This is a genomic window from Acinetobacter sp. KS-LM10 (assembly GCF_036896575.1).
GTDB lineage: Bacteria > Pseudomonadota > Gammaproteobacteria > Pseudomonadales > Moraxellaceae > Acinetobacter > Acinetobacter avistercoris.
Genome location: NZ_CP145906.1, coordinates 1,584,734 through 1,599,130 on the forward strand (window position 1 = coordinate 1,584,734; position 14,397 = coordinate 1,599,130).

A 14,397-nucleotide genomic window follows, 5' to 3' on the forward strand; every position below is an offset into this window, starting at 1 on the left:
ACTTTGCTTTATAGGTACAAGGTAAAGTAAAATTGCGCAACATTGCAGGCCTATTTAGGCTCGATTGTACGAGAAACCCAATGACCCATTTTATTTTCGTGACTGGTGGTGTAGTTTCATCACTAGGTAAAGGTATTTCAGCTGCTTCAGTTGCTGCACTTTTAGAAACCCGTGGTTTAAAAGTAACCATGGTAAAAATGGATCCATACATTAATGTCGATCCAGGGACAATGAGCCCGTTCCAACATGGAGAGGTTTTTGTCACAGAGGATGGTGCCGAAACTGATTTAGACTTGGGTTATTACGAACGTTTCTTACGTCGTGCGAAAATGACCAAGCTGAACAACTTTACTTCTGGTCGTGTTTATCAAGACGTTTTAAATAAAGAACGTCGTGGTGACTACCTTGGCGGTACAGTACAAGTAATTCCACACATTACAGACAATATTAAAGAACGTGTACTTCGCGCAGGTGAAGGTTATGACGTTGCTATTGTTGAAATTGGTGGAACTGTAGGTGACATTGAATCTCTCCCATTCATGGAATCTGTACGTCAGTTGATGGTTGAGCTTGGGCATAAACGCACCATGCTGATGCATTTAACTTTATTGCCATATATCAAATCTGCTGCTGAGCTAAAAACTAAGCCGACTCAACACTCTGTAAAAGAGCTTTTGTCGATTGGTATTCAGCCAGATATCTTAATCTGTCGTACAGAATATGATGTAGATGCAGATACTAAACGTAAAATCGCGTTATTCACTAACGTTGAAGCGCGTGCGGTTGTGGTATGTAAAGATGCAAAATCGATCTATCAAATCCCACGTACTTTTTATGAACAAGATGTTGATGATCTGATTTGTGAGCGTTTTGGTTATACCTTACCAGAAGCTGATTTAACAGATTGGGATAATGTGGTTGAAGCATTCTTCAATCCAGAACATATTGTTCGTGTTGCAATGGTAGGTAAATACGTTGAACTCCCAGATGCGTATAAGTCAGTAAACGAAGCGTTACTCCATGCGGGAATCAAAAACCGTGTGAAAGTACAAATCGACTACGTGAATGCTGAAGAACTTGAAAGCCAAGATGCCGCTGAAGCATTAAAAGATGCTGATGCAATTCTAGTGCCTGGTGGTTTTGGTGAGCGCGGTACTGAAGGCAAGATGCAGGCGATCAAATTCGCACGTGAGAATGGTGTGCCGTTCTTAGGTATTTGTTTGGGTATGCAACTTGCTGTAATTGAATATGCGCGTAATGTTGCGGGTATCACTGATGCCACTTCAACAGAATTTAATCGCTCAACTAAGTCACCTATTATTGGTTTAATCACTGAGTGGTTAGATGAGCGTGGCGAAGTTCAGCAGCGTTCGGTTGAGTCTGACTTAGGCGGTACAATGCGTCTTGGTGCTCAAAAATCAGAATTGGTTGAAGGCACAAAAACGCGTGAAGTCTATGGTTCAGCAGACATTATTGAACGTCATCGTCACCGTTATGAAATGAACAACCGCTTTATTCCTGCAATTGAAGAAGCAGGTATGAAAATTTCAGGTTATTCTCCAGTGCAACATTTAGTTGAAACTGTTGAAATTCCTAAACATCCTTGGTTTATTGCTGTACAATTCCATCCAGAATTTACAAGTTCACCACGTGATGGCCATCCACTATTTGCTAGTTTTATCGATGCTGCCAAAAAGCAGTATAAAAAAAGCAAATAATCAGGCGCGGTTAAAAATAAACTAGGAAGTTTGAATGTCACAATTAAAACCACAAGAAATTGTACGTTTAGGCGATATACAAATGGCAAATCATTTGCCATTTGTATTATTCGGCGGAATGAATGTACTTGAGTCCAAAGATTTGGCTTTTGAAATTGCTGAAACTTATGTCGATATCTGCACACGCTTAGATATTCCATATGTGTTTAAAGCAAGTTTTGATAAAGCGAATCGTTCGAGCCTGAACTCTTTTCGAGGTCCTGGTCTAGAAAAAGGGCTTGAGTGGTTAGCAGACATTAAAAAGCATTTTAATGTGCCAATCATTACCGATGTACATGAGCCGTATCAAGCTGCTCTTGTGGCTGAAGTTGCTGACATTATCCAGCTTCCTGCGTTTTTAAGTCGTCAGACAGATTTAGTCGAAGCAATGGCTAAGACAGACGCAATTATTAATATTAAAAAAGCTCAATTCCTTGCACCACATGAAATGCGCCATATTCTGAACAAATGTTTAGAAGCTGGAAATGATAAGTTAATTTTGTGTGAACGTGGTTCAGCATTTGGTTATAACAACTTAGTTGTCGATATGTTGGGCTTCGATCATTTAAAAGAAATGAATGTACCAGTATTCTTTGATGTGACCCATGCTTTACAAACACCAGGCGGCAGAGAAGATTCTGCAGGTGGTCGTCGTGCGCAAATTTCAACTTTGGCACGTGCGGGTATCGCTACAGGTTTGGCAGGTTTGTTTTTAGAAGCACATCCTGATCCAGAAAAAGCCAAGTGTGATGGACCATGTGCGCTGCGTATGTCTCAACTTGAGCCATTCTTGGCACAGTTGAAAGAACTCGATACATTAGTAAAAGGCTTCAAAAAGCTAGATACCCATTAATTTTTTACCCTTATGCTGCTTTAAACGCAGTTCATATTAATTAACTGAGGAATTGTTCATGAGTCAAATCGTTGACATTCGTGCACGTGAAATTTTAGACTCTCGTGGTAACCCGACTATTGAAGCTGATGTGATTTTGGCATCAGGTGTTGTTGGCCGTGCATGTGCACCTTCTGGTGCTTCAACAGGTTCTCGTGAAGCTTTAGAACTTCGTGACGGCGATAAAGCGCGTTACTTAGGGAAGGGCGTTCGTACAGCAGTGAACAACGTAAATACGTTGATTCGTGATGCTTTATTGGGTAAATCAGTATTTGAGCAAAAAGACATCGATAACACGATGATTGAACTTGATGCTACTGAAAATAAAGAAAAATTAGGTGCAAATGCAACTTTAGCTGTTTCTTTGGCAGCGGCACGTGCAGCAGCTGATGAGAAAAAAATTCCATTGTTCCAATACATTGCAGATTTACGCAATAACAAAATCTTAACCATGCCTGTACCTATGATGAATATCATCAATGGTGGTTCACATGCAGACAATAATGTTGATATTCAAGAGTTTATGATTGAGCCAGTAGGCTTTACTTCATTCTCTGAAGCATTGCGTGCGGGTGCTGAAATTTTCCATTCACTAAAATCTGTTTTAAACAAAAAAGGTTTAAATACAGCAGTGGGTGATGAAGGTGGTTTTGCGCCAAACCTTCGTTCAAACGAAGAAGCAATTACCGTTATTCTTGAAGCGATTGGTCAAACGGGTTACAAAGCAGGTTCTGATATTATGCTTGCGCTTGATTGTGCATCTTCAGAATTCTACAAAAATGGTCAATATATTCTTGCAGGTGAAGGCAATAAAGCATTCACGAGCAATCAATTCTCTGATTACTTAGCTGGCCTTGTAAACCAATATCCAATTATCTCGATTGAAGATGGTTTGGACGAATCAGATTGGGAAGGTTGGTCATACTTAACGTCTATTCTTGGCGATAAAATTCAATTGGTTGGTGATGACTTGTTCGTAACCAATCCAAAGATTTTACAACGTGGTATTAATGAGAAAGTCGGTAACTCTATTCTGATTAAATACAACCAAATTGGTACTTTAACTGAAACTTTAGATGCGATCTATCTTGCCAAAGAAAATGGTTACTCTACTGTAATTTCACATCGTTCTGGCGAAACAGAAGATTCTACGATTGCAGATCTTGCTGTAGGTACTGGCGCGGGTCAAATTAAAACAGGTTCATTGTGTCGTTCTGATCGTGTAGCAAAATATAACCAATTACTTCGTATTGAAGAGTTGACGAATGCTGCATATCGCGGTAAAGCTGAATTCAAAGGTTTGAACTAAGCTTTAAATGATTATGTTAGAAGTATTAAAAACAACTTCGAGTAAAGTCTTATTGGTGCTGGCAGTGATCATTATCGCTGTCCTCCAATTTCGCTTTTGGTTTGGTGAGGGTGGTTATTTCCCTCACCATGCTTTACTTGAACAAATTCATCAACAAACTGAATTAAATGCAGAATTAAAAGAGCGCAATCGTATTTTGGCTGCAGAAGTGTTTGACTTGAAAAATGGTGTTGAAGCTATTGAAGAGCATGCACGTTTAGATCTAGGTCTGATCAAGCCACATGAAACATTCGTACAAATGAGTACGATTAGTAGTAATTACAAACCGATTTATATTGACCCAAACGCACAAGCAGATCAAAGAACGAATGAAGCCAAACCTGTTGAATCTACACAACCGTAAATTATGGGCTATTATTCCTGCAGCAGGTTCAGGAAGCCGTTTTTCTAAACAAGAATTAAAACAATATCAAACGATCCAAGATAAAACTGTCTTAGAACACACCATTCAACGCTTAACGCAATTGCCTTTGAGTGGTTATGTATTGGCTATTTCTGAAATGGACCATATTGCAAAAAAATTAAGCTTATCAAAATCTGAAATCGCACATTTTTGTTTGGGTGGAAATGAGCGAGTGAATTCAGTGCTTAATGGATTAAATTATCTAACAACGATTGCCGATGAAAATGATTGGGTATTTGTGCATGATGCAGCGCGTCCTTGTGTCAGCCTGCAAAATCTAGAAGATTTAATTCAACAAGCTATCGCTGTTGATCATAGTGCTATCTTAGCAACGCCAGTTCGTGACACTTTAAAATATGTAGAAAATAATACGACTCAAAATATTCAAAAAACGGTGAGTCGTGACCAACTTTGGCAGGCTCAAACACCGCAAATTTCGAAGTTAGGCACACTTAAAAACGCCATTGAATATGCTTTAGAGAAAGGACTTAATATTACAGATGAGGCCAGTGCACTTGAAGCTGTTTGCGAACCTGTAAAAGTTGTGATTGGGCGTTCAGATAATATTAAAATCACTTATCCAGAAGATTTAGAGTTGGCGCGTTTGATCATTGATTCTCAGATGGTGAAGTGATTTTTAGAGAATTGACTGAATTTAATAAGATGAAGCGATTCTAAGAAAGTTAATTAATGATCAGTAGTTTTAAGTTTAGCTATTTTTTATTTTATAGTGTGTTAATACATTCAAAATACTGAAATTAATTTTAATTTCTAGTTAAACATTAAAAATTCAATTAGAAAATTAAAGACTAAAACTAAATTTTAGATTGATAAAAAACTAATCTAAAATGCCTGCCTAACATTTATATAGCACTTTATCAGATTTAGTTGCGTTTTAATGATGCTATTTATTCAGAAATGATGCTGAGTACCATCTTAACCAAGTCTGGATATTGTGTTTGGATCACAAATCTGAAGAATTTTTAAAATGAATTATAACAAGTTACATTTAGTTGCTTCTCTTTACTCTTAAAATGGCATATATATTGCTTCATAACAATTATAAATTATTGCAGGAGAGAGATCTTCTGTAGATCCGCCGAAGGAGCAACGACCCCGGAATCTCTCAGGCAAAAGGACTGTAATAATTTTTAAACATCTGGAGAGAAGTCTTGTTAATTGATAAAAAACAAGGCTCACCGAAGGGGATGGGTAAATTTGAATGGATCAAATTTAATCCGAAGCTCTCAGGTACAGTGACAGATGGGGCCATTGGAATATATTCCAAGGAGTGTCTTTATGCCTCATGTTGTCGTGATTGGCTCAGGTATTACAGGTGTAACTTCAGCATATGAGCTGGCTCAATTGGGCTATGAAGTTACTGTTATTGATAAACATTTATTTCCAGCGATGGAAACTTCATTTGCCAATGGCGGACAGCTTTCTGCATGTAATGCGGAGGTTTGGAATCAAAAAGCCACGGTGCTCAAGGGCATCAAGTGGATGACACAAAAAAATGCACCGTTATTACTCAATCCATCTTTTGATATGCATAAATATGCATGGTTGATTGAGTTTCTAGGCAATATTAAACATTATGAAGCCAATACCCGAGATACTGTCAAAATGGCACTCATGGCTCGTGAGCGCTTATTTTCAATTGCTGATCTTGAAGGGATCGATTTTGACTTAGAAAAACGCGGTATATTACATTTTTATCATTCTGAATATGACTATGCTGTTGCGACACGAGTGAATAATGTGTTGTGTGGTGGTGGTTTAGAGCGTCATGCAGTCACTGTCGAAGAGATGAAAAATATCGAGCCGACCTTAACGGGTGAGTATTATGCAGGTTTTTATTGTCCTGGTGATGCAACGGGTGATATTCACAAATTTACCAAAGGTCTCGCTGATGCGTCTAAAAAGTATGGGGTAAAGTATTTATTTGGTATGGAAGTGATTAATATTGAGCACTCTGATAAAGGTGTGCATATTCAATATCATCCAAGCGTCGAAAATATGAATCAACAGGCGGTTGCAGTCGAGCAAATTGATGCAGATGCTGTGGTGGTTTGTAGCGGTGTTGGAAGTTATCACTTGGCGCAGCAGTTAGGCGATCGTGTAAATGTTTATCCAGTAAAAGGCTATTCCATTACAGTCCAGTTAGATGATGAGCAAAGCATTCAAAATGCACCATGGGTAAGTTTGTTGGATGAAAGTGCCAAAATCGTGACGTCTCGCTTAGGTCCAAACCGATTAAGAATTGCAGGAACAGCGGAGTTCAATGGTTATAATCGTGATATTAATTCAGAGCGTATTCAGCCCTTAATTGATTGGGCTAATCGTAACTTTAATATATCGACAGAACACACGATTCCATGGGCGGGGCTCAGACCGATGATGCCAAATATGATGCCAGTTGTCAGACGTGGAAAGCGTGAGAGAGTCTTCTATAACACAGGCCATGGTCATCTAGGTTGGACCTTGTCTGCCGCAACAGCAGTTATGATTAGCCAAGAGATTGCGAGTTCATATCCTGTTTAAGGATTTATCCTTGGTTATTAAGATTAGTTATTAAAATGAATTATTAAAATGAGTTTTTAAAATTTTAGTGATTAAAACCTAAGTCCTTAAAACCTTAGTCCTTAAAATTCAAATCATTAAAACCAAAGATTAAAATAAAACATAAAATAAAAAGGATGAAGAAATAATCTTCATCCTTTTTTATATTTCTTAAAGCTTCAGGAAGCTTCCCGAAGCTATTATAAGTGAGTGAAAATCGCATCTTTATCTAAGCGAGATTTCGGTAGTTTTGCATTGAAATCTTGTTCACTTCTAAAGCCGAGCGTGAGCAGTACAGAAGGGATAAGCCCTTGCTCAGCAAGATTAAGTTCCTCAGAAATGATTTTTTCATCAAAGCCACCAATAGGTGTTCCATCTAAGTTTTCAATACCCGCTGCAAGCAATATTTGCCCCAAAGCAATAAAGGTCTGATTTTCAGCCCAGCGTTGAATGTCGCCTTTTTCATTGCGATAATATTCAACATAACCCATTCGCGCATCTTTTTGATTTTGCTTAGCTGTTTCATCTTTAAATCGACCGCTGGCATCATCTTGATTCAGGAGTTGATTGAGATGTTGTTCTGTAATATCTGCTTTTGTACAAAATAAAATGGTGTGTGACGAATCTAGGACTTTCGGCGCGTTATAGGCATATTTTCCAACCAATGCTTTGGCAATACGTTGTTTAGCCGTGATATTGTCAGCGACAAAATAGTGCCATGGTTGAATGTTAATCGAGGATGGCGTTAAGCGTAATATTTCCAGTAGGCGATCAAATTGCTGTTGTGGAATTTTTTTTGAAGCATCATAAGCTTTTGTGGTGTAACGTGTTTTAGATACGTTGAGTAAATCCATGTCCATTTGTCCAATTGCGTAGAATTTAAATCGATTTAACTTAACTAAATCTTAATACTTTTTATTGGATATACAAGTGAGTAATCAATTTGTGCTCATAAACTCATATCTATGCTCTTAAATATTCATGTTCTGAAATAACCGTGTTTTAAATTATCCATGCTTTAAAGTATTCATGCTCTGAAGTGCTCAAAGCATGAAAATGATATTTAAAAAATAGAATTAATAAGCGTATTTTAAGTCAGTATATTGTGTCATCGCAGTTTGAATATTTTTAAGAATGAATTCTTGAATATCTTCAGGACTCATGGGTTGCCCTTGTTTAGTAATCAAGTTTTCCATTGGTGGTTTGTCAGTTGCAGTAATACGGTAAACAAAATTGGTGTGTAGCGTAAATTGATCATCCGCTTTGACAATACTGGTCACGTAGCGATATTTATGGTCGAAGTTTAAATCGCTGTGTGAAAAAATAAATTGATCAAATAATTGCAATGCTTTGCCATCTTCAAGTGTCTTCAACTCATCCACAATACTGCTTTCAAACTGTACACCAAATTTTTCTGAAATTGGTTTTCCGTCAATAAGTAATGAAACTTTTTGATCATCATGATGGTTTACGGTGATGTTGTTGAAATCAGACATAGCAAAGTGCACTGTTTTGAAAATGGATTTAGACTCTTACTATGGTGGTTTTTGTGTCTGATTCAATCCTTAAGGTGGACATGGTTGTATAAATAAACAACACTCACGCTTACTTCATTCAGATATTCATACATAGATGAAGAGAAGATACATAGATAAAATGTCAAAAACACAGCTAGATGTTAAGCATACAGATGCTTTATGCAAGCAGCTTTAGATGATTTTATTCTTGATGTTCAATAGTGCCATGTTTGCAAGTTTAGATTTTGAACATTGGACTTGGTATCGATCATTAATATTTCAGCATGATCTTCACGCCAATCACCTAATACAATTCGTAACTTTCCAGATCCATCATGGATTCTCGGTTGATGCGTATGACCATGAATCAAAATGTCTGCGTTAGCCAATGCGACTTCTACCGCGTGTTGGTTCACATCCATAATATCGTAGCTTTTATGCTGGTTAGAAGCAGCACTTTTTTTTCTAAAACCATTGGCTAGCTTTTGTCTAAAGGCTAAAGGGGTGCTTTTTAGGAAGCCCAAAATCCATGGGTGACGAATAATTTTGCGAAAACGTTGATAAGAAACATCATCTGTACACAAAGCATCACCATGTTCGAGGCGTATGCGTTGATTAATAAGGTTTAATTCAAAGGTGTCAGGCAGCAAAATACCATTAAAATGATCTAAAAATTTTTGACCTAAAGCAAAGTCTCGATTTCCAACTTGAAAATAGATTTGATTGCCTAAGTCACTAAATTCTTTTAGCTGATCAATGATGGTTGTTAACCATGGGGCAGTGTAGTCGTCACCAATCCATGCATTAAACCAATCCCCTAAAATGTACAATTGGATATTTTTATGCTTGTAAGAATCGAGTAAATCTAAAAACCCCCGAACAAGTCGAGGGTGATTGGGTGACAAATGTAAATCTGATATAAACAGATAGGTCACTTAAGTTTCCTTTTAAAGAATCCATCCCAACCTCCCTTTATGAAGGGAGGAGTGCCCATTTAAAAGTTAAGTTTTAGTTCAACTTTTTGAGGGGGAAGTCCCTCTTTAATAAAGAGACTTGCGTAGCAATGCTACTCTGGGAGATTTTATTCAGAAATGATTTTAGCAGATTCGATTACAACATTTTCTAATGGAACGTCAGCGTGGTAGCCACGGTTACCTGTACGAACGCTTTTAATTGCATCTACAACGTCAAGACCTTCAGTTACTTTACCAAAAACTGCATATCCCCAACCTTGCGCTGTTTTACCAGAATGGTTAAGGAAGCTGTTGTTGCTTACGTTGATAAAGAATTGAGCAGAAGCAGAATGAGGCGCTTGTGTACGAGCCATTGCAACAGTACCAATGTCATTGGTTAAACCGTTATCAGCTTCGTTTTCAATAGAGTCGCGTGTCGCTTTTTCTTTGAAGTTTTCGTCCATGCCACCACCTTGAACCATGAAATTTTCAATGACACGGTGGAAAATTACGCCATCATAAAAACCATCACGAACATATTCTAAAAAGTTAGCAACAGTTTTAGGTGCTTTTTCAGCGTTAAGTTCAAGAACAATACGTCCTTTATTGGTGTTTAATTCGACTTGAGGAAAACTCATTCTATAATCTCCTGATCATGGACAAAAAAGCCATGGGTTTGTGGTTGAGAGAAGCATAAGCAAACTGTAAACTACAAGGCAAGCAAAAACGTTATTTTCTTTGTTAATAATTGAGAATCGCGTTTTAATTATCCTATTTTATCTTATAGAAGTGATTTATCAACTATGAAGCCGAATGATGTTGTTTCATCCCTGCCAAATAACCCGACAACACAAAATCAATCTGTCGATGCTGTGCAGCAAGAACAACAACCGGGCTTAGATTTTGTACGCCAAGTCATTTCAGATGATCTTGCTGCAGGACGTACAAAACAGGTAGTAACACGTTTTCCACCTGAGCCAAATGGTTATTTACATATTGGCCATGTGAAAGCAATTTGTCTAAATTTTGGTATTGCACAAGAATATGATGGTTTGTGTAATCTTCGTTTTGATGATACTAACCCAGATGCTGAAGAACAAGAATATGTCGATGGTATTGCCAATGACGTAAAATGGTTAGGTTTCGAATGGAATGGCGAAACACGTTATGCATCAAGCTATTTTGATCAACTGCACGCATGGGCGATTCAGTTAATTGAACAAGGTGATGCTTATGTCGACTTACAATCGCCAGAAGATATTAAATTAAACCGTGGTAATTTTATTGAACCAGGTAAAAATTCACCATTCCGTGACAGCAGTATTTCTGAAAATCTTGCACGTTTTGCGCAAATGAATAACGGTGAGTTGGCTGAAGGGCAGGCTGTGCTTCGTGCCAAAATTGATATGGCTTCACCGAATGTGCATATGCGCGATCCAATTTTGTATCGTATTTTACATTCTGAACATCATCAAACGGGCGATAAATGGAAAATTTATCCAATGTATGATTATGCGCATCCATTGTCCGATGCGATTGAAGGAATCACGCATTCTCTTTGTACTTTAGAGTTTGTCGATCATCGTCCATTTTACGACTGGGTGGTTGAGAAGGTTCAATCTCCGGCTGTGCCTCGTCAGTATGAATCGAGCCGTTTGAATATTGATTACACTATTACCTCTAAACGTAAATTACGTAAATTGGTTGAAGGTGGTTACGTCAATGGATGGGATGATCCGCGTATGCCGACTGTGGTGGGTATGCGTCGTCGTGGTTTTACGCCTGAAGGGCTACGTGATTTCTGTAAACGCGTAGGTGTGACGAAAGTCGATGGCAGTATTGTGGATGTCGCAATGCTAGAGTTCTGTATTCGTCAGTCACTTGAAAATACAGCGGCTCGTGGCATGGCAGTGCTTAATCCATTGAAAGTTACGTTAACGAACCTGCCTGCAGATATGGACTTAACCCATTCTCGCCATCCGAATGTGGATATGGGGGAGCGTGTTATTCCGTTAACCTCTGAAATCTATATTGATCGTAAAGATTTTGAAGAAATTGCACCGAAAGGTTTCAAGCGATTAATTCCAGAGGGTGAAGTGCGTTTACGTCATGCTTATGTGATTAAGTGCGATGAAGTGATTAAAGATGCCTCGGGTGAAGTAATCGAGCTTAAATGTTCAATTGATCCTGAAACTTTAGGTAAAAATCCTGAAGGGCGTAAGGTTAAAGGCGTAGTGCATTGGGTATCTGCAAGTAAAGGTATTCCGGCTGAAGTGCGCATTTACGACCGTTTGTTCACTGAAGCTGCGCCAGATGCAGATGATGACTTCTTGGCACATTTGAATCCCGATTCTTTAGAGATCGTTCAAGCGGTTATTGAACCTGCTTTAGCGCAAGCTCAACCAGAAGATCGTTTCCAATTTGAGCGTGAGGGTTACTTTGTTGCGGATCAGCATGATCATTCAGCAGCTAAACCTGTGTTCAACCGTATTTTGGATCTTAAAGATAGCTTTAAACCGAGTAAATAATTTATCTCCTCTAATTTCATCAATTTTCAAAAACTCAACTTAGGTTGGGTTTTTTTTGAAATGAATGAAATTTTTAGAAGATTTATTATTCAGAAAATAAATATAGAGATGGAATGAGTATAGAAAGTATTGGCTTTAATGTCGTTTAAATGCGCATTTAGTCTCAATATATCATTAAATATCAACAATATATTTGACATTTTTGATTTTCAAGCGCATATTGAAAATGAACCTAAGGGTTTATTTTGAAACAATGTTTCCCTCGAAACCCTGCTAAAGCGGGGATTTTTTTTGCTTATTTTTATCAATTTCTTTTAATGCAATATATACAGGTGTCGTTAATTTTTTACGATCATTTAATTTCTTTTTGATATATAGAACGAGTGCAAAACATGTGGTTGCAATGGTCAGGAACAGACTATTTAAATAGCTCATTAATGAACTAAGATAACCGATGGTGGTGAGTCTATTCATCATCTTTAACACTTGCGGACTACTTTCAACGCCTGTGATTGCCCAACTACATAGGTGTTCGCAGTTATTAATAATTAAGTGATAGTTGTTTTCATTCATGCGAGTACGCATACGTCTAACAATAATTCGGCCTGAGTATTTAGGTGCATTGTATTGACGTACTTGAATTTTTTTACCGCGTGCAAATTTTTTTAAAGTTGTTATTTCAATTGGATGCTTTTTAAAGAGATGTGCAAATCCAGAGTAATGAATCACACGGCCTTTTCCAGCATAGATACCGTGATGCGTATACCCAAAATGGTGAATAATAAGGTGACTACCCAATTGAAACTTTTTCAAATGATTGCGCTGCATGATTTATTTCAAGATGTCTAATTCAAGATGTAATGAAGATGTGTTTTATCGAAAGTTGAGCCCATATTATACGCAATGTTTGAAGTATAAATGAAGCGCTATGCGTTTTAACAATTAAAAATTAACAATCTACACTCAGCCATTAAATGATTTAATACGTTTAAAATCGATCTCAAACAAAATAATACGATTTAAAAGAAAAATGGAGATTGTAGTATCAGTCTTAATTTTAGTTGTATCCATTTGATTAAATCTTATTCACTAATAAAAATAATCATTAGATCTCATTCATAAGTCAAAAATGATCATTAAGTGGCCATAAATTGATAGGTACAAATCCCTTCTCCCTTTGGGAGAAGGTTAGGATGAGGGACTACTCATGATGAATGTATTCGATGAATAATGACTTTTGAAAGAAGTCTATTGGTAATAAACTGAGATGTAAAAATTCCTTCTCCAATAGGAAAAAGCTTAGGCTGAGGTAATACACATCATAAATGCACTCTGCGAATAATGACTTATCAAAAAAGTCTATTCTGCAGAGTGAAAATTTTTACTTATATTTCTCAAAAATCATTATTTGAATAATTGAAAAGCTTTATTCTGAGCTGTACAGGATTGAACAGCTTCTTCTTTACTGAGTTGCTTGATACTTTCATCAAACTGGATTTTTTGCTTTTTTAATGCATCTTCAGGAATACCACTTTCTTTAGCAAGCTTTTCAATATTTCCCCAAGTGGTTTGGCATTCTGTAGGGATTTGATCACATGCGATGAGGAGTGTGCTCATTCCTATAACGGTCATTATTATTACTTTTTTCATAATGTATGGCTCGGTGATTTAATTGTTAGAGTTAAAATTATTTTTCATTGAAGATTATGAAAATATTCATGTACGGGGTAAATAATAATTGAAATATGTTTACTTCCAAAACCCTTATTTTTTATGAAATATTTTCTCTCAGAATGAATAAGATTTTCGAGTTACTTAATCTAGTATAAACATTTTTTTGTGTCATTGGTTTTTTTATAGATTTTTAGAAATGATCTCATTTATTCATAATTTTTATTTTAAGAAATTGAGTTAAAAAAAGCACTTAATAATAAGTGCTTTTTTTAATTTGCTTATTGTATAGGAACATTTGGTTTAACCAGTTCCTCTAAATCCTTACGACTGTAACCGCGAGAGATTAAAACTTTCTTGATACCAAGTATCACATCTTCATCTGTCGCGTTTTGTAAAGATAAAACCAATTGATCATTGGTCTTGCAAGAACAATCATTTTCAACACAAGCAATTAAATTTTTATGCTCGTTCTGCTGTGGATTTAAAAACAGCTTTTGCCAAAAACTCATAGAGCCTTCATATACAACCTAACATAGTTCGAAATATAGCCACTTTAAAAATATATGCAAGCTTTATAGTGTGATGAAATTCACAAAATAAAAGTTAATATTTCGATAACAACAGCGATGTTCAACGAAATTATGACAGTATGGACTATTGATATTTTATAACTTATTGATATTAAATGTGATTATATTTAAAATAAAAAAAGAGTGATATATGATCACTCTTTTTTTATGAA

The 14,397-nt window shown here is 36.8% G+C and carries 14 protein-coding genes and 1 riboswitch; of the genes, 7 read left to right on the forward strand and 7 right to left on the reverse strand.

All coding sequences use genetic code 11. The features are described from left to right. Positions 1-80 precede the first annotated feature (80 nt). From V5M36_RS07210 to V5M36_RS07235, 6 genes are all read left to right on the forward strand, one after another. Positions 81-1,718, forward strand: a complete 1,638-nt coding sequence (locus V5M36_RS07210; RefSeq protein ID WP_338563577.1) for a CTP synthase — start codon at positions 81-83, stop codon at positions 1,716-1,718. Positions 1,719-1,752: 34 nt separating this feature from the next. Continuing rightward, complete coding sequence (gene kdsA / locus V5M36_RS07215) at positions 1,753-2,610, forward strand: 3-deoxy-8-phosphooctulonate synthase (protein WP_338563580.1); 858 nt, start codon at positions 1,753-1,755, stop codon at positions 2,608-2,610. 58 nt (positions 2,611-2,668) lie between these two features. Beyond that, entirely contained in the window at positions 2,669-3,958 is a 1,290-nt protein-coding gene (gene eno / locus V5M36_RS07220) for a phosphopyruvate hydratase (RefSeq protein WP_338563583.1), read from the forward strand. A gap of 13 nt (positions 3,959-3,971) precedes the next feature. Next, positions 3,972-4,361: a cell division protein FtsB gene (gene ftsB / locus V5M36_RS07225; RefSeq protein ID WP_338563585.1), complete on the forward strand. Its 390-nt coding sequence runs from the start codon at positions 3,972-3,974 to the stop codon at positions 4,359-4,361. Further along, positions 4,327-5,055 (forward strand): 2-C-methyl-D-erythritol 4-phosphate cytidylyltransferase, encoded by a 729-nt coding sequence (ispD, locus tag V5M36_RS07230; protein WP_338563587.1) that lies wholly within the window; start codon positions 4,327-4,329, stop codon positions 5,053-5,055. The genes ftsB and ispD overlap by 35 nt, the downstream gene beginning before the upstream one ends. A gap of 429 nt (positions 5,056-5,484) precedes the next feature. Continuing rightward, a riboswitch (glycine riboswitch) is annotated at positions 5,485-5,573 on the forward strand. Positions 5,574-5,720: 147 nt separating this feature from the next. After that, positions 5,721-6,965, forward strand: coding sequence for a D-amino acid dehydrogenase (locus V5M36_RS07235; RefSeq protein ID WP_338563590.1), 1,245 nt, complete (start codon positions 5,721-5,723; stop codon positions 6,963-6,965). 218 nt (positions 6,966-7,183) lie between these two features. Here the strand turns inward: V5M36_RS07235 and nfsB are convergent, their stop codons facing one another. From nfsB to V5M36_RS07255, 4 genes are all read right to left on the reverse strand, one after another. Then, positions 7,184-7,837: an oxygen-insensitive NAD(P)H nitroreductase gene (gene nfsB, locus V5M36_RS07240; RefSeq protein WP_338563592.1), complete on the reverse strand. Its 654-nt coding sequence runs from the start codon at positions 7,835-7,837 to the stop codon at positions 7,184-7,186. A 222-nt stretch (positions 7,838-8,059) separates the two neighbouring features. Continuing rightward, positions 8,060-8,479, reverse strand: coding sequence for a hypothetical protein (locus tag V5M36_RS07245; protein ID WP_338563594.1), 420 nt, complete (start codon positions 8,477-8,479; stop codon positions 8,060-8,062). Between the two features lie 236 nt (positions 8,480-8,715). Beyond that, on the reverse strand, positions 8,716-9,435 hold the full coding sequence (locus tag V5M36_RS07250) for a UDP-2,3-diacylglucosamine diphosphatase (protein ID WP_338563596.1): 720 nt from the start codon (positions 9,433-9,435) through the stop codon (positions 8,716-8,718). Positions 9,436-9,581: 146 nt separating this feature from the next. Beyond that, positions 9,582-10,091 carry a peptidylprolyl isomerase gene (locus tag V5M36_RS07255; RefSeq protein WP_067659313.1) on the reverse strand — a complete coding sequence of 170 codons (510 nt, stop codon included), beginning with the start codon at positions 10,089-10,091 and terminating at the stop codon, positions 9,582-9,584. Between the two features lie 165 nt (positions 10,092-10,256). Between V5M36_RS07255 and V5M36_RS07260 the strand changes: the two genes are divergently transcribed. Further along, the gene (locus V5M36_RS07260; RefSeq protein WP_338563603.1) at positions 10,257-11,981 is read left to right on the forward strand and encodes a glutamine--tRNA ligase/YqeY domain fusion protein; all 1,725 of its coding nucleotides are present in this window, start codon (positions 10,257-10,259) and stop codon (positions 11,979-11,981) included. Positions 11,982-12,254: 273 nt separating this feature from the next. Here V5M36_RS07260 and V5M36_RS07265 read toward each other — a convergent pair whose 3' ends face one another. From V5M36_RS07265 to V5M36_RS07275, 3 genes are all read right to left on the reverse strand, one after another. Next, positions 12,255-12,809 (reverse strand): lecithin retinol acyltransferase family protein, encoded by a 555-nt coding sequence (locus V5M36_RS07265; protein ID WP_338563606.1) that lies wholly within the window; start codon positions 12,807-12,809, stop codon positions 12,255-12,257. Positions 12,810-13,385: 576 nt separating this feature from the next. After that, positions 13,386-13,598: a hypothetical protein gene (locus tag V5M36_RS07270; protein ID WP_338563608.1), complete on the reverse strand. Its 213-nt coding sequence runs from the start codon at positions 13,596-13,598 to the stop codon at positions 13,386-13,388. A 335-nt stretch (positions 13,599-13,933) separates the two neighbouring features. After that, positions 13,934-14,164 carry a hypothetical protein gene (locus V5M36_RS07275; RefSeq protein WP_338563610.1) on the reverse strand — a complete coding sequence of 77 codons (231 nt, stop codon included), beginning with the start codon at positions 14,162-14,164 and terminating at the stop codon, positions 13,934-13,936. Between the last annotated feature and the right edge of the window lie 233 nt (positions 14,165-14,397).